Annotated in this window: 11 protein-coding genes; 7 read left to right on the top strand and 4 right to left on the bottom strand. The window is 71.1% G+C overall.

The window, feature by feature from the left end; translation table 11 throughout:
- The first annotated feature begins 2 nt into the window (after positions 1-2).
- Together ACSUZJ_RS13515 and ACSUZJ_RS13510 are read left to right on the top strand one after the other, a co-directional pair.
- The gene (locus ACSUZJ_RS13515; RefSeq protein WP_499408939.1) at positions 3-1,154 is read left to right on the top strand and encodes a DUF444 family protein; all 1,152 of its coding nucleotides are present in this window, start codon (positions 3-5) and stop codon (positions 1,152-1,154) included.
- Entirely contained in the window at positions 1,151-2,536 is a 1,386-nt protein-coding gene (locus tag ACSUZJ_RS13510) for a SpoVR family protein (protein WP_499408937.1), read from the top strand. The genes ACSUZJ_RS13515 and ACSUZJ_RS13510 overlap by 4 nt, the downstream gene beginning before the upstream one ends.
- Positions 2,537-2,583: 47 nt before the next feature.
- Here the strand turns inward: ACSUZJ_RS13510 and ACSUZJ_RS13505 are convergent, their stop codons facing one another.
- Both ACSUZJ_RS13505 and ACSUZJ_RS13500 read right to left on the bottom strand, forming a co-directional pair.
- The gene (locus tag ACSUZJ_RS13505) at positions 2,584-4,263 is read right to left on the bottom strand and encodes an FAD-binding oxidoreductase (protein ID WP_499408935.1); all 1,680 of its coding nucleotides are present in this window, start codon (positions 4,261-4,263) and stop codon (positions 2,584-2,586) included.
- A complete protein-coding gene (locus ACSUZJ_RS13500) occupies positions 4,260-5,015 on the bottom strand; it encodes an N-acyl amino acid synthase FeeM domain-containing protein (RefSeq protein ID WP_499408933.1) in 756 nt (251 codons plus the stop codon). The genes ACSUZJ_RS13505 and ACSUZJ_RS13500 overlap by 4 nt, the downstream gene beginning before the upstream one ends.
- 421 nt (positions 5,016-5,436) lie before the next feature.
- Here ACSUZJ_RS13500 and ACSUZJ_RS13495 point away from each other — a divergent pair, with 421 nt between their 5' ends.
- Both ACSUZJ_RS13495 and ACSUZJ_RS13490 read left to right on the top strand, forming a co-directional pair.
- The gene (locus ACSUZJ_RS13495; protein ID WP_499408931.1) at positions 5,437-6,690 is read left to right on the top strand and encodes a glycosyltransferase; all 1,254 of its coding nucleotides are present in this window, start codon (positions 5,437-5,439) and stop codon (positions 6,688-6,690) included.
- Positions 6,691-6,697: 7 nt separating this feature from the next.
- Entirely contained in the window at positions 6,698-7,894 is a 1,197-nt protein-coding gene (locus tag ACSUZJ_RS13490) for a glycosyltransferase (protein ID WP_499408929.1), read from the top strand.
- 52 nt (positions 7,895-7,946) lie between these two features.
- Here the strand turns inward: ACSUZJ_RS13490 and ACSUZJ_RS13485 are convergent, their stop codons facing one another.
- On the bottom strand, positions 7,947-9,782 hold the full coding sequence (locus ACSUZJ_RS13485; protein ID WP_499408927.1) for an asparagine synthase-related protein: 1,836 nt from the start codon (positions 9,780-9,782) through the stop codon (positions 7,947-7,949).
- Complete coding sequence (locus ACSUZJ_RS13480) at positions 9,779-11,356, bottom strand: AMP-binding protein (RefSeq protein WP_499408925.1); 1,578 nt, start codon at positions 11,354-11,356, stop codon at positions 9,779-9,781. Before ACSUZJ_RS13480 ends, ACSUZJ_RS13485 begins: the two co-directional genes overlap by 4 nt.
- Positions 11,357-11,582: 226 nt before the next feature.
- On the opposite strand from ACSUZJ_RS13480, the gene ACSUZJ_RS13475 reads away from it, so the two are divergent.
- From ACSUZJ_RS13475 to nadB, 3 genes are all read left to right on the top strand, one after another.
- Entirely contained in the window at positions 11,583-12,437 is an 855-nt protein-coding gene (locus tag ACSUZJ_RS13475; RefSeq protein WP_499408923.1) for a hydrolase 2, exosortase A system-associated, read from the top strand.
- Positions 12,434-13,183, top strand: coding sequence for a serine aminopeptidase domain-containing protein (locus ACSUZJ_RS13470; protein ID WP_499408921.1), 750 nt, complete (start codon positions 12,434-12,436; stop codon positions 13,181-13,183). The genes ACSUZJ_RS13475 and ACSUZJ_RS13470 overlap by 4 nt, the downstream gene beginning before the upstream one ends.
- A 96-nt stretch (positions 13,184-13,279) precedes the next feature.
- Complete coding sequence (gene nadB / locus ACSUZJ_RS13465; protein ID WP_499408919.1) at positions 13,280-14,908, top strand: L-aspartate oxidase; 1,629 nt, start codon at positions 13,280-13,282, stop codon at positions 14,906-14,908.
- The last annotated feature ends 39 nt before the right edge of the window (positions 14,909-14,947 follow it).

Here is a 14,947-nt window from a genome sequence, read left to right as displayed (position 1 = left end):
CCGTGGCGTTCACCATCAGCACCGAGTGGTACGAACTGTTCTCGCGCGGCGCGCGTGACTGGTTGCGCCACAACGAGAAGGTGCGCGAGGCGGTGCGCGAACACCTGCCGGACCTGATCGCCGGGCCCGACTTCATTTCCGGGCCGCAGCAACGCAGCGTCCAGGTGCCGGTGCGCATGCTCGAACATGCGCGCTTTCGGCTGGCCGAAGGGCGGATCTCGAGCGGCGCCGGTCAGGGGCCGGGGGAACCGGGCGATGTTTTGCGCCAGGCCGAGGACGACGACGATGCCGGCGGCGCCGGCGGCAACGAGGACGGCGAAGTGCGCCTGCTGCTGGAATTCTCGATCGACGAGGTGATGGACTGGCTGTGGGAAGACCTGCGCCTGCCCGACCTGAAACCCCGGCCCAGCCCCGGCATCGACGACACCGAACTGGTGCGCGAGGGCTGGGACAAGCGCGGCGCACGCTCGCGCCTGGACCGGCGGCGCACGCTCAAGGAGGCAATCAAGCGCCGCGCCGTACAGGACGATCCGCTTCCTTTCACCGACGAGGACCTCCGCTTTCGCCAGCTCGTGAACCGGCCTCGTCCCGCCACGAACGCCTTGATCTTTTTCGTCGTCGATGTGTCGGCCAGCATGACCCAGCTCGAGCGCAAGCTGGCCAAATCCTTCTTCTTTTTTGCCCTGCAGGGCCTGCGGCGCCAGTATGCGAAGGTCGGCGCGCGCTTCGTTGCGCATACCACCCAGGCCTGGGAATTCGGGGAGGCCGACTTCTTCCAGGTCAGCGGCATCGGTGGCACCATCGCCTCGAGCGCCTTCCGCCTCGTGCTCGACATCGTCCGCCGCGAGCGCCTGGCCGGGCAGACCAACCTCTACCTGTTCTACGCTTCCGATGGCGAGAACTTCACCGAGGACCGCGGCGCTACCCACCAGAGCCTGAAGGAACTGGCGGGGATGTTCAACTATCTCGGCTTTGTCGAGACCCTGCCGGGCGTCACCCGTTCGCTCGACACCGAGATGCGGCGCATGTTTTCCGACCTGGAAACGCGCGGCCTGCCGGTCGGCGCCAGCGTCCTGTCCAATGGCGACGACGTCTGGCGCGCGCTGCGCCGTTTCTTCGGCGAGCACGCCGGCGCCGGGGAGGCGCACGCATGAGCGAACGGGACGCCCGGCTGGCCGATTACGCGGCGCGCCTGGAGGCGCTGGCGGTCGAACTCGGCCTTGATTTCGCCCCCGTGCATTTCGACATGGTGCCGCACAACTTCATGCTCGAGATCGCCGTGTACGGGTTACCGGTGCGGATGCGCCACTGGTCCTTCGGCGTACGCTACATCCACCAGCTGGTGCGCCAGCACATGGGGCATTCGCGCATCTTCGAGGTGATGTTCCCGGGCGAGCCTTGCCGCGCCTTCATGCTCGAGCATAATTCTCTGGCCGAGAACACCCTGGTCACCGCCCACGTGCTGGGTCATGCCGATTTTGCCAAGAACAACGCGCTGTTCAGGCGCTTCCTCGACATGGCCGGCAGCCACATCCTGGAACAGAGCGCCGGACGGGCGCACCGGCTGGAAGCGGCGCTCGCCGCCCATGGGCAGGAGCGGGTCGAGGCCGTGCTCGACGCCGCGCTCGCGCTCGAAGCGCACATCGACGTCGACCAGCCCCTGCACCGCCCGCGCTATCCGGAATTCCTGGACGCGCCGGCCGAAGCGGCGCCCGACGCCTTCCACGACCGCTATGCCCATCTGCCCGGGGAGCCGATTCCGCCGGAACGCGACACCCGCGCGCGGCGTTCGCCCCTGCCGCCCCGGCCCGAGCGCGACCTGCTGTGGTTCATCGCGCAGTACGGGCCGGAACTGGCCGAGTGGGAACGCGACATCTTCCTGGCGGTGCGCGAAGAAGCCTTCTGCTTTCACCCGATCTTCGCCTGCCAGATCATGAACGAAGGCTGGGCCTCCTACTGGCATGCGCGCCTGCTGCGCGAAGCCGGCTTCCTGCCGCATGAACTGTATCTTGCGGCCGTCAAGTCGCATTCCGATGTCGTGCGTCCTTACGCCAGCGGACAGCAGCTCGCGCTTTCGCTCAACCCCTATCATCTCGGCTTTTCGATGTGGGAGCACATCATCGAGCGCAAGGGACTGGCGGCGGCGCGCGACATCATGCGCGAGGAGGACGACTTCGGCTTCATCCGCAACTACCTCGACGAGGAACTGGCCGAGCGGCTCGACCTGTTCGTCCACGAAACGCGCCGCGACGGCGAAACCCGCCTCGCCAACCGCGACATCCACGCGATCCGCGAGGCGATCCTGGCGCCCAAGTACAATTATGGCGCCCCGTGGATCGCGGTCACCGGGCTCGCCGCGGACGGCAGCCTGGAACTGCGCCACGACTTCCAGCACGACGGCCGCGGCCTGGACCTGCAGCAGGCCGAGCGTGTCATCGAGTACATGGAGCGGGTCTGGCGGCGGCCGGTCACGCTCCACACGGTGGACTTTCGCGGCGTGGTGCGCACGCTGCCGGCGCGCCGCATCGGCTTCTGAGGAAAAGCACCGCGGCGCCGGATCGGCTCAGGGCGGCCTGACCCGGCTCACCCCATCTGCGCCGCCACGTCCGGCTGGTAGCGCCCGGGCGCCAGGACGCCCTGCGGATCGAGCGCCGTCTTCAGCGCGGCGACGGTACGCCAGTAGCTGTCTCCCGTCGGGTCGAGCGCCGCCATCGAGTGGCTGCCGACGCGGTAGGGAATATAGCCTGCGTCGAACATCTCATGGAAAACCGCGTCGTGGCAGGCCCGCGCGCGCGCCGTCTCTTCGGCATCGTCCTTGTCGTAGGCTATCGTCAGCACGCCGCCGAGGCTGCGCTCGTTGATCATGCTGAAGGTGGCGAACAGGTCGAAGCCATGCCGTTCGAACTGGGCCTCGGCCAGCGCATGGACGGCAAGCAGGTCTTCGCCGCGCAGCGGCAGCACCGGCGATACCCACAGCAGGCCGCAATTGTCGCGCGCGGGGTTGGCCGCTTCCGGGAAGGCGGCCGGCAGGCCGCCGCGGCGGCGCCAGTAGGCGCCGGCCAGGAAGCGCCCGTTCGGCACGCCCCGGTTCATCTCGAACAGCGATTCGCCGAGCGCGACCCGGGCGCGCAACTGGCGCCCGAGCGGCGTCTTGCCCAGCAGGCGCCCGGCCAGCGCGCCCAGTTCCAGGCTGCGCGCGGTGACGAAGTGGGCACGCGCGCGTGTCGGACGCAAGGCCCGCCGCAGGGCGCTGCGCGCCGCCGCCACCTGGGCGTCGCTGCCGTACAGGGCGCCCGAGACCATCCAGGCGCCGACGCCGCCCGCCGTCCGCAGTTGCGAGCGCAGTCCGGGCGGCAGGCGCGCCCCCGTGGGCACGGCCTCGCGCGGAAACACCTGCCCGCCCGACAGCACGCGCATGTCGTTCCCGATGTGCAGGATGCTGCGCAAGGTGCCGTCCAGGCGCAGCGGACGCAGGGCGTCGACGACCTGGGCGATGTCGGCATGCGCGGGCACGCTGCACAGGAAATGGTTCACGCATTCGGCCTGGGGCATGAGCCAAATGCCCAGCCGTGTGACGATCCCCATGTTCGACTGGGTGAAGAGGCCGTCCAGGAAAGGTCCCACACCGTAGGGAAAGAGATGAGCGGCTTTGGCCTGGCGGTAGTGGCCGAAGCCGGTCTCGAGCAGCTCGCCGCTGGCCAGCACCACTTGCATCCCGGCCACGTGCTGCAGCCGGTTGCCATAGGGCGAATGCCCGAAGCCACGCTCCATGATGTTGCCGATGTAGCTGGTATCCGGGCCCGCGCCGGTGCAGTCGGCCCACAGCGGATAGCCCTGGGCGCGCAGGAAGTCCGACAGCTGGCGCTGGGTCACGCCGGGCTCGATCACGGCATAGGCCAATTCCGGGTCGACCCGCAGGATGCGGTTCATGCGCGACATGTCGAGGATCAGCTGGCCGGCGCCGACGGCGCAAGCGTCGCCATAGCCCCAGTTCTTGCCGGTGCTGACGGGATAGACCGCCAGACCGTGCGCGCCGGCGATCCGTACCAGTCGCGCCACCTCGTCGGCGCTGGACGGACGCGCCACCGCCAGCGGCCGCACAGCGCGCGCCGCGGTGCTGCGCGCGTAGGCCGCCAGGGTCGCCTCGTCGGCCAGCAGGTGGACGGGGCCGACCACCGCCGCCATCGCTTCGAGGGCTGCGCCGAGTCCCGTGCCGGGTCCGATCCCGTGTCCGACACCGTGCAGTTCGCTCAGGTTGCTCATGCCCGCTCCTCGCCGTCGCACAGCGCGGCCAGGCGCGCCGTGATGCCGGCTTCCTCGCGCACCGGGAAAAAGTAAGGGTAGAAGGAGCGCTCGGCGCCGGGCTCGTCGAAGCGCCCGCCCCATTCCCGGATCTGGGCGCCCATGTGGGACAGCGGCAGGCGCAGCAGCACGGCGGGCGCGCCGACCCGGCTGCAGGGACGCTCGCCGCCGAAGTCGGCAAAGCCCAGCATGCGCTGGTAGAAGGCGACGTGGCGCGGATTGACTTCGATCACGTAATCGGAAAAGCCGTGCAGCTTGTGGGCATACAGGTAGGAGATGTGGATCAGGGCTGCGAAGACCCGCTTCGACATGCCCCGGTCGATCGCCAGGCGCGAGGGCTCGCACAGGCGCCGGCCGGCGCGGCGCAGCGGCGCCAGCCGGTCGGCGAAGTTCTCGTCGGCCGGCAGGCGACCATGCAGGTCCAGGCACAGGCTCATCGTGCCGACCAGGTCGCCGTCGGTCTCGGCGTAGAAGGTCACCCTTGCGCCATCGCTGCGTTCGCCCGGCTCGACGGCATAACCGCGCCAGGCATACATGCGGCGCAGCAGCACGCCGGCGTCGTCGCGCCGGCCGCTTGAGGTGGCCAGGCGCACGTTGAACAGCTGGGGCCGGGTGGTGTCCGGGGCGCGCTGCGCGCCCTGGCGGGGTGGATTGGGGCGCGCCGTCACAGCCGCGCTCTCGAATGTTGCGATGGGCATTTCATCAACCAGCATGCTCGTTCCTCCTGGGTGGCGTCGCGCCGATATTGGCGAAGACGGCGAAAACGGTATCGGTGCCAGTCAGACAAGCTCAGCCGTAGGGCGGTTCCCTTCCTCGATCCAAAATATTTGCCATTTAAACATAGATCAAAACCAAGAGAAATTTGCCACAAGCATTGATCGATTTCCGGCTGGCGTAGCGTCTCCGCGCGGCCGGCGCCACCCGACTCTTGACGGGTGTCAACTAAAAAATGGGTAACAAAATGCATCGTTTTCGCGGCCATATAATCATCCGACAGCCTCATGTGACGGCGTCATCAGACGCCACCGCGCTGGGCGCCCACCGCCAGGCTTACACTGGAGATTCCGCGATGAAGCTCGATCACCGCCGTCAGTCGACCCGGCCGCACCCGCCGTTCCTGCAACGGGTGGCCTCATGAACGCGTCCACGGCGCCCCTCATGCCCACGCGCGACCTGCTGGTGCTCGCGCCCAGCCTGCCGCGGCCGGACGGGAGCGCGCAAAGCCTGCGCTGGTTTCACATGCTGCGCTTCCTGGCGCGCCACTTCCGCGTGCACCTGGGCTGCGTGGCCGATCCTGCCCGCGAAGGCAGCCAGTTCGCGCGCGTGCGCGCCCTGTGCCATGAAACCTGCTTCGTCGCGCCGCCGGGTCTCCGGCAGCGGGTACGCGGCGGTGGCGCACAAGTCGACCCGGTGCTGGCCGCCTGGGCCGCGCGCCTGTGCGCGCGTCAACCGGTCACGGCGGTGCTGGCGGCCGGCGCGGGCATGGGGCCTTACCTGGAAGCGCTGCCGCCGGGGCCGGTGCGGGTGATCGACTTCGTCGAACTGGAATCGGACCAGCGCCGCCGCCATGGCGCCTCGCGCCGCTGGCCGACTACGGTCTTGTGGCGGCGCCAGGCGCGCCAGTTGCTGGCGCGCGAGCGCGCCGCCGGGGCCGCCTGTGACCACGCCCTGTTCGCCACCGCCGCCGACGTCGCCCGCTTTCGCCTGTTCGCGCCGGAGTCGGCGCACAAGGCCCGGCATCTGGCCAGCGGCGTCGATCCCGACTATTACTCGCCGCACATCCTGCATCGCTCTCCGTATCGTCCGGGCTTGCGCGCGATCGTCTTGGCCGGCGCCATGGACGAGAGGATCAACATCGAAGCGGCGCAGTGGTTCGTGCACGACGTATTCGCGCCGCTGCGCGTGGCCGACCCGGCGCTGGCTTTCTACCTGGTGGGGCCGCGTCCCGATGCGCGCGTGCGCAGCCTGGCGCGCGTGCCGGGCGTGGTGGTGACGGGCAGCGTCGCCGACCCGCGGCCCTGGCTCGCGCACGCCGCCCTGGTCCTGGCGCCGCCCGGCACCTCCCACGTCGGCGCCTTGCAGGTGCTGGCCGCGATGTCGCTGCAAAAGGCCGTGCTGGCCGCGCCGCGCACGCTCGCCGGGCTGGCCTGCCACCATCTGCCCGAGGCCTATGTCGCGGCCGGCGCCGCCGACTTCCGCGCGCGCATCGCAGCGCTGCTCACGCATGGGAAAGGCGCCGCTGCCGGCTTGCCCGGCGTCGACGACCCGATCGCGGTCGGGCGCGCGGCGCGGGCCCGGGTCCTGCGCGAGCACGACTGGCAGCTCCGGCTGGCGGTCCTGCCAGCCCTGCTGGGCGGCGCCGCGCACTCCGTCGCCAGCGTCGGCTGACCATGCCATGGACAAGCAAGCCGCAGCCGCCATTGCGCCCGGCCTGGAGCCGCCACGCCTGGTTGCGCACCTGGTGCCGCAACTGGACGCGGCCGGCGCCGCGCTGCTCGACCTGATCGCCCATATGCCGGCGGAGCGCTACCGCCATGCCGTCCTGTGCCTGGGCGAACATAGCGCCTTCCACGCCCACCTGCGCGAGCGCGGCGTGGAAGTGGTCGAGCTGAAGCGCCGTGCGGGGCTCGATCCGGCCTATTACCTGCGCATGTACCGGGCGCTGCGTTCCCTGCGTCCGGACCTGGTCCATACCCGCAGCCCCGGCAGTTTGGACGGGCAACTGGTCGCCGCGCTGGCCGGCGTCAGGCTGCGCGTGCACGGCGAAGTGGCCCGCGAATCCTTGCTGCTTCCGCCGCCGCTACCGCGCCGCGCCAGGACCGGCCTGGTGCGGCGCGTCCTGCGCGGCCTGGTCAAGCACTTCATCGCGGCCAGCGCGGAGCAGGAACGCTGGCTGATCGAACAGGTCGGCGCCGAACCGGCGCGTGTGACGCATATCTCCGCCGGCGTCGACAGCGTCGAGTTCCATCCGCGCCTGGGCCCGCACGCGGCGGTCGGACCCGCCGGGTTCATGCAGGACGATGCGTTTGTGATCGGCAGCATCGGCGCCATGGACGGCGCCAGCAACGAACTCACCCTGGTGGAAGCCTTCCTGCGCCTGATCTCGTCGCCGCATCCCGCCCACCAGCGGCTGCGGCTCCTGATCGTCGGCGACGGCCCGATGCGCGCCGAATGCCGCGGCATGCTGGAGCGCGCCGGCGCGGCCGAGCGCGCCTGGCTGCCCGGCCGGCGCCAGGACACGGCCCAACTGATGCGGTCGATGGACCTGATGGTCCTGCCCGCGCTGGCCGCCTGCGCGCCCGACACCCTGCTTGCGGCGATGGCCAGCGGCCTGCCGGTAGTGGCGACCGCGGTCGGCGTGCACCAGGAACTGGTCCAGCCCGGCCTGACCGGCATCCTGGTGCCGCCGATGTCGCCCGAGGTCATGGCCGCTGCGATCGCCGACTACTGCCGCATTCCCGAGATGGGCCTGCGCCATGGCGCGCGCGCGCGTGGCCAGGTGATCGCCCATCACAGCCTGCCCGCAATGGCGCGCAGCTATATCGCTGTCTACGACGCGCTGGCGCAGCAGGCGGAGCCGGCGCGACGCTAGCCGGGCCGGCAGGATGACGCACGCGAGCGGCAAGCGCCTGAGCGGCGCAGCCTCAGGGCACCCCGGCCAGCGGTACGGCGGCGTCCTGGCGGGCGCCATGGGCGCAGCCGTCGTGGCGCTGGCGCGCAAACCACTGCTCGAGCATCATCAGGGTCCACACCGTCCGGCCATGCAGTACCGGATCTTCCGGCAGGCGGCGCGACAGCAGCAGGTCGATGAAGTCGCGCCGCACGATGCGCCGCCGCGCCAGGTCCGACAGGCTGTCGCAGGCGAGCGCGCGCAGGCCCGCGTCGGTCTGTAGCCAGCGCCCCAAGGGCAGGACCGGCGCGCCCGGGCTGCGCCAACTCTGGCCCGGCACCAGCTCCTGCAGGGCTGCGCCGAACAGTTTGCGCGGCGCGTCCGCGCCCTTGTGGCGAGGCGCCAGCCGCGCCGCCATTGCGACCACCGCGTCGTTCAGGTAAGGATGGGAAGCGTCGATGCCGGCCGCCGCGCAGGCGCCGGCAAACGCCGGCAGCACGCGGCAAGGCAGGTCGATGCGCATTTCCAGCTCGACCAGGCGGTTGACCGCGCTGCGCGCCTGCGCGCCCCACCAGGCCGCCGCCTCGAGGGCCGCAGGCGCCTCCGGATCGACGAGCTCCAGGAAGGAGGGCTCGAATACCACGGGCCCATAGCCGAGCAAGGCGTTGGCGCGCCGCAGCCGGGTCGGTACCGGCGCCAGCGACAGCTCGATGCGTTCGCGCAGGCGCGCGAACGCCCCGGGTACGCGCACCGCCAGACGGAACAGGAGCGGCTCGATGGCGAGCTGGCGCAGGGCACCCGGCAGGCGCTCGTAACGCCCCGGCCGGGCGACCGAGGCCTGGCGCCGGCCGCAACCGAACAGTTGGGCCCCGCCCTGGGCGCCGGCCAGCTGGCTGGCGCCGTCGGCGCGCGCCATGCGCGCCGCCGCCAGCAGCATCACGGCTGCCGGATCGCCGCAGGGGCCGTCGCTGCAAGCGGCCAGCACCGGCACCGCGGCGACGACGTCGGCCGGGCCGACCATGACCTCGGCGTGGCGGCTGCCCAGCCTGCGCGCGCTGGCGCGCGCCGGTTCGAGTGCGGCCGGCGCCTCGCCGGCAAAGCCGACGGCGTAGGTGCGCACCGGCTGGCCGCCGGCGCGCTGCAGCAGGCCGGCCAGGGCCGCGCTGCCGGCGCCGCCACCGAGCAGGACGGCCGCGCCCGGGCCGTCGCGCCCGCCGTCGGCGGCGCATGTCAGCGCGTCGGCCAGTTCCGACTGCGGCGCCGTGCCGAGCGCGTGTTCGGTATAGCGCATGCGCCAGTAGCGCATGCGCTCGGCGCGGCCGTCGCGCAGGTGCAGGCATTCGCCGGGCGCGAGCCGGCGCTGGCCCTGGAGCATGGCGCGCGGCCCGGGCACCGCGTGCAGGTAGAGGTAGTCGTAGACGGCCTGGGGGTCGATCTCGCGCCCGGCGCCGGGATGGCGCGCCAGGGCTTCGGCGCTGCTGGCGAACAGCAGGGTGCGGCCCACCATCTGGTAGTACAGCGGGCGGGTCGCGCAGCGGTCCACGGCCAGCAGGGCCTCGGCGCGCCGCTCGTCCAGGATCGCAAAGGCGAAGTGCCCGGACAGCGCGGCGCAGGCCTTGGCGCCGTGGGTACGCCAGAGGCGGGCGAGCGTGTCGGGACGGTCGCCCCAGTGCGCGATCAGGAGCCCGTCCTCCTGGTACAACTGGGCGCCGGCCAGCGCCACCGCCCCCATGGCGTGGACGCCGCAGCGCACCGTCGCCGCGGGCGGCCGGTGCAGGGGCGCCGCGGGCGGCCGGTGCAGGGGCGCCGCCATCTCGGCGATCGGCAGCGCCGCCGGCTCGCGCGAGAACCATCCGCACAGGCCGCTCATGGCGCGGTCTCCGCGAACAGCGGGGCCAGTTCGCCTGCCAGCAGGGCGCGGTCGATCTGGCCGTCGTGTGCCCGCGGCAGCGGTGCGCGGCGCACGTCGACCATGGCCGGCAGCATGTGATGGGGAAGCCGGGCGCGGCAGGCGCCGAACAGGATCGTCGAATCCAGGCGCGCCCCGGGCCGCGCGGTTGCCAGCACGGCGATCACCTGGCCCAGCACCGGATGGGCCACCCCGACCGCCGCCGCTTCGGCCACCAGGCCGGTGCCGACCACGATGTTCTCGACTTCGCGCGGGCTGACCCGGTAGCCGCCGGTGGTAATGGTGTCGCTGCGCGCATCGACCAGGTAAAGGTAGCCATCCATGTCCTTGCGCGCGCCCAGGCCCGGCCAGCGGCCGTTCTCGCGCGGCGCCAGGCCCGGCAGGGCCGGCAGGCTGCGGAACTGGGCGGCGCTGCGCTGGCGGTCGTTCCAGTAGCCGAGCGTCACCAGTGGACCGCGCTGCACCAGTTCGCCGGCTTCGCCGGGTGCGCATTCGCGTCCGTCCCCGCGCAGCACCAGCCAGTCCGAATACGGCATCGGGCGGCCGATCGAACCGGGCCGTTCGTCGAGCTGGGACGGCATCAGGCTGGTCGAGCGGCAGGCGTCGCCGACGTCGTACATCAGGTGGATGCGGGTGCGCGGCAGTGTGCGGCGCAGGGCCTCGGTTGCCGCGCGCCCCGGGCTGCCGCCGGCGCTGGCGATGTAGCGCAGGCAGTCGGCGGCCCGGCCGAAGGCAGCGTCCGCCAACGCCTCCCAGGTGGCGGGGGCCGCCGTGAGGCCGGTGATCTCGCCGCGCTCGAGAAGCTGCGCAAGCGCCTGCGGCGAGTCCGGCGCCTCGAGGACGGCCGTGGCGCCGACCGACAGCGTCGCCAGCAGCGCATTCAGGCCGTAGTCATGGTGCGGCGCCAGCGCGGCCAGGATGCGGTCGCCCGGCACCATCCCCAGGCAGCGTGCGGTCGAGGCGGCGCCCGCGATCAGGTTGATCTGGGAGAGCGCGGTCGCCACCGGCTCCCCAGTCTCGTTCGCCTGGTAGAGCAAGGCGCCGAGCGCGGGAACCGTGGCGCGCGCAGGGCCCTTGCCGGCGCCGGCCAGCCATTCCTCCCAGGCGACGGCGCGCTGGGTTAGGCCGCGCGGCGCGCCGCCGCCGAGGACGACCACGGTGCGCAGCGCCGCGCAGTCGCCCAGGGCCGGGGCCAGCGCCGCCAGCTGCCGCGCGCCCGTGACCAGGACGCGCGCGCCGCTGTGGCGCAGGTGCGCGGCGCAGCGCGTGGGTTCGAGCGCCGGGTCGAGCGGAACGAAGGCGCAGCCGGCATGCGAGGCGCCCAGCAGCACCGCGACTGCCTCGGGACTGGGCGCCAGGCAGACGGCCAGCCTTTCGCCGGGCTGGACACCGCCGCCGGCGAGCGCGCCGGAGACCGCTGCGGCGGCGGCGGCCAGCCCGGAATAGCTGACGCGCGCCGCGCCCTGGCGCAAGGCGGTGGCGGATGGTGTGCGGCTTGCCGCCTGCTCGACCAGTTCATGGATCAGCTGGGCCATGTCTCCTCCAAAGATGCAATGCGTAAAGATTCATCATTGAGAAAATCTGCCTCGGGTTCATTGACAAGCGTCAATGGATATTGCTTGAAGGTCTCTGTCGTCAGTCAACACAACACCGGGGGCAGCATGTCAAATTGACATAAATGCATGATCGTGACACCGATAACCCGGCTTCGACACGCGCACCGCCGCGACGGGCCGCACCAGTGCAGGAGACGCCAGCGCCATGAATGCTCCGCTGTTGACCACGCCGCGCGTGGAACCGTTCTTTTTCGACGCTGAGCCGGGCACGCGTTTCAGCCTGTACCACGCGCCCAATCCCCAGGTCGCGCCGCGCGGCGCCATTCTGTATGTTCATCCCTTTGCCGAGGAGCTGAATCGCACCCGGCGCATGGCCGCCATGCAGTCGCGCGCCTTTGCCGAACTGGGCTACGCCGTGCTGCAGATCGACCTGTTCGGCTGCGGCGACAGCTGCGGCGAGTTCAACGCCGGGCGCTGGCAGATCTGGCGCGCCGACCTCGAGCTGGCCGCCGCCTGGCTGGCCGAGCGCGGCACCGGTCCGCTGACCCTGTGGGGCCTGCGCCTGGGCGGCCTGCTCGCGCTCGACGTCGCCGCCGCCCTCAAGCCGCGCCGCCTGCTGCTCTGGCAACCCTACCTGAGCGGACGCACCTGCATCAACCAGTTCCTGCGCCTGTCCGAGCAGCTGCGCGATCCGGCCCCGGGCGCGCCGCGCAGCACTTCGGCCCTGCGCGCCCAGCTCGCGGTGCACGGCGTGATCGAGGTCGCCGGCTACGAAGTGGCGGTGCCGCTGGTGAAGGCGATCGACGCCTGCGACGCCGCACAGATCGCGCTGCCGCCCTGCACCATCCACTGGTTCGGCTACGGCGGCCCGGCGCCGCAGCGGGCCGAGGCGGGCGCCGCGCGCATGAAGGAGCACTGGGCCGAGGCCGGCGTCGCGCTGTACTACCGCCAGTTCGACGGCAGCCCTGGCTGGAGCGCTGATGCGAACACGGCGGGCCACCTCGACTGCCCGGAGCTGCGCGAGGCCACGACCATGCTGTTCGCGGGAGACTGTCCATGAAACTCGAACAACGCGCCCTGCGCTTCCAGTGCGGGGGCAATGCCCTGATCGGCATCGTCGACGTGCCCGAACGGCCGCTCGGGCGCGGCCTCCTGATGCTGGCCGACAGCCGCCAGTACCGCACCGGCAGCCACCGCCAGTTCACCCTGCTCGCGCGCCTGCTGGCGGGACGCGGGATCGCGGTGCTGCGCTTCGACCGCCTCGGGGCCGGCGACAGCGAAGGCCGGACCTGCGAGCAGGATGGCGGCGCCGACATCGCCAGCGCGATGAAAGAATTTTTCATCCATGTACCCGAAATGAAAGAATCTGTCATCCTCGCTGCCGGAGATGCGGCAGCCAGCGCGGCCATGTACGCGGCCGGCGACCCGCGGGTGGCCGGGCTGGCGCTGTTCAATCCCGAGCTGGCCCAGGCCGGCCGCCCCGCCAACGGCGCCACCTTGCGCACCATCGGCAAATACGCTCCCAGCCTGCTGCGCCGCCACCTGCCGGTGCTGCGCCATGGCTTCGGCCTGCGCGGGCCGGCGCTTGCGCCCGATCTGGCGCGCGCCTTCGATGCCTACGAGGGCCACATCCTGCTGGTCCTGGCCGGTGGCGAGCCCCTCGTCGAGCAGGGCGCGCGCCTGCTCGAAGTGCAGCGTGCGCGCTGCCGGCGGGTCGAGATCGCCGGCGCCGACGGCGCCTTCAGCCGCAGCGCCTGGCGCGAAGCCGTGGCCGCGGCCAGCGCGAGCTGGCTGACCTCCTGGTAGACACCGGCGAAAACCGGGCTGAAAACGGCCCAGGGACAGGACGCGGAAGGCCCAAATCGACTATAGTGATGCCTCTGTACAAATAGTAGAGTTGTCATGAAATTTGATGTCGCAATTGTCGGCAGCGGTCTGGCCGGCTTGTCGGTCGCCTTGCACCTCGCGCAAACACGCAAGGTCGCGATCATCTCGAAACGTGAACTGCTCGACGGCGCGAGCAACTGGGCGCAGGGGGGCATCGCCGCGGTGCTCGATTCCGGCGACAGCCACGACCAGCACATCGCCGATACCCTGGTCGCCGGCGCCGGCCTGTGCGACGAGGCGGCCACGCGCTACATCGTCGAACACGGACGCGCGGCCATCGAATGGCTGATCGAACAGGGCGTGCCCTTCACCCGCGACGCCTCCGCCGAGCTGGGCTTCCACCTGACGCGCGAAGGCGGCCACAGCCAGCGCCGCATCATCCACGCCGCCGACGCCACCGGCCACGCGGTCCAGGTCACCCTCGAACAGAAGGTGCGCGCGCACCCGAACATCACGCTGTTCGAACACCACTGCGCGATCGACGTCATCACGTCCGACAAGCTCACCGGCAAGGGCGTACACGGCGGCACCCCTAGCCTGGTCGGCCAGCCGCGCTGCCACGGCCTCTACGTCCAGGACGAAAAGAGCGGCAAGGTGCTGACCTTCGAGGCCGAGCACACCGTGCTGGCCACCGGCGGCGCCGGCAAGGTCTACCTGTACACGACGAATCCGGACACCGCCACCGGCGACGGCATCGCGATGGCCTGGCGCGCCGGCTGCCGCGTGTCGAACATGGAATTCATCCAGTTCCACCCGACCTGCCTCTACCACCCGTATGCGAAATCCTTCCTGATCACCGAGGCGATCCGCGGCGAGGGCGGCGTCCTGAAGCTGCCTGCGGAAGCCGGCGTCGCGGCCGGCACGCGCTTCATGCCGGCCCACGACGAGCGCGGCGAACTGGCGCCGCGCGACGTGGTCGCGCGTGCGATCGACTTCGAGATGAAGAAGCGCGGCCTGGACTACGTCCACCTCGACATCAGCCATCAAAGCCCCGAGTTCCTGAAGGAGCACTTCCCGACCATTTACGCGCGCTGCCTGGAACTGGGCATCGACATCACGAAGGAACCCATTCCCGTCGTGCCGGCGGTCCACTTCACCTGCGGCGGCGTGGTGACGGACCTGGCCGGACGCACCGACATCCCCGGCCTGTACGCGGTTGGCGAAACGGCCTGCACCGGCCTGCACGGCGCCAACCGCCTGGCCAGCAATTCGCTGCTCGAATGCGTGGTCGTGGGCCGCGCCTGCGCCAGCCAGATCGCGGCTGCGCCGACGGTCGAGAACCCGACGCTGCCGCCCTGGGACGAAAGCCGCGTCACCAACGCCGACGAGGAGGTGGTGATCGCCCACAACTGGGACGAGCTGCGCCGCTTCATGTGGAATTACGTCGGCATCGTGCGCACCACCAAGCGCCTGGAGCGCGCCCAGCACCGCATCGCGCTGCTGAAGGAAGAGATCGACGAGTATTACCGCAACTTCCGCATCACGCACGACCTGCTGGAGCTGCGCAACCTGGTCGACGTCGCCTCGCTGATCGTCAACAGCGCGCTGTCGCGCCACGAAAGCCGCGGCCTGCATTATTCGCGCGATTATCCGGACACCCTGCCCAAGGCGCTGCCGAGCGTGCTGACGCCGTCGCGGCGCTGAAGTCCGGTATCCTTCCTTTCCCGGCCCGCCGTCCCGCGG

This window comes from Telluria sp. B2 (assembly GCF_051789535.1).
Lineage (GTDB): Bacteria > Pseudomonadota > Gammaproteobacteria > Burkholderiales > Burkholderiaceae_D > Telluria.
This window is presented reverse-complemented; position numbering and strand designations above follow the sequence as displayed.

Excerpts from the sequence above, each read along its gene's own strand:
- ACSUZJ_RS13510 (WP_499408937.1), top strand. The coding sequence starts at position 1,151 with ATGAGCGAACGGGACGCCCGGCTGGCCGATTACGCGGCGCGCCTGGAG.
- ACSUZJ_RS13505 (WP_499408935.1), bottom strand. The coding sequence starts at position 4,263 with ATGAGCAACCTGAGCGAACTGCACGGTGTCGGACACGGGATCGGACCC.
- ACSUZJ_RS13500 (WP_499408933.1), bottom strand. The coding sequence starts at position 5,015 with ATGCTGGTTGATGAAATGCCCATCGCAACATTCGAGAGCGCGGCTGTG.
- ACSUZJ_RS13495 (WP_499408931.1), top strand. The coding sequence starts at position 5,437 with ATGAACGCGTCCACGGCGCCCCTCATGCCCACGCGCGACCTGCTGGTG.
- ACSUZJ_RS13490 (WP_499408929.1), top strand. The coding sequence starts at position 6,698 with ATGGACAAGCAAGCCGCAGCCGCCATTGCGCCCGGCCTGGAGCCGCCA.
- ACSUZJ_RS13485 (WP_499408927.1), bottom strand. The coding sequence starts at position 9,782 with ATGAGCGGCCTGTGCGGATGGTTCTCGCGCGAGCCGGCGGCGCTGCCG.
- ACSUZJ_RS13480 (WP_499408925.1), bottom strand. The coding sequence starts at position 11,356 with ATGGCCCAGCTGATCCATGAACTGGTCGAGCAGGCGGCAAGCCGCACA.
- ACSUZJ_RS13475 (WP_499408923.1), top strand. The coding sequence starts at position 11,583 with ATGAATGCTCCGCTGTTGACCACGCCGCGCGTGGAACCGTTCTTTTTC.
- ACSUZJ_RS13470 (WP_499408921.1), top strand. The coding sequence starts at position 12,434 with ATGAAACTCGAACAACGCGCCCTGCGCTTCCAGTGCGGGGGCAATGCC.
- nadB (WP_499408919.1), top strand. The coding sequence starts at position 13,280 with ATGAAATTTGATGTCGCAATTGTCGGCAGCGGTCTGGCCGGCTTGTCG.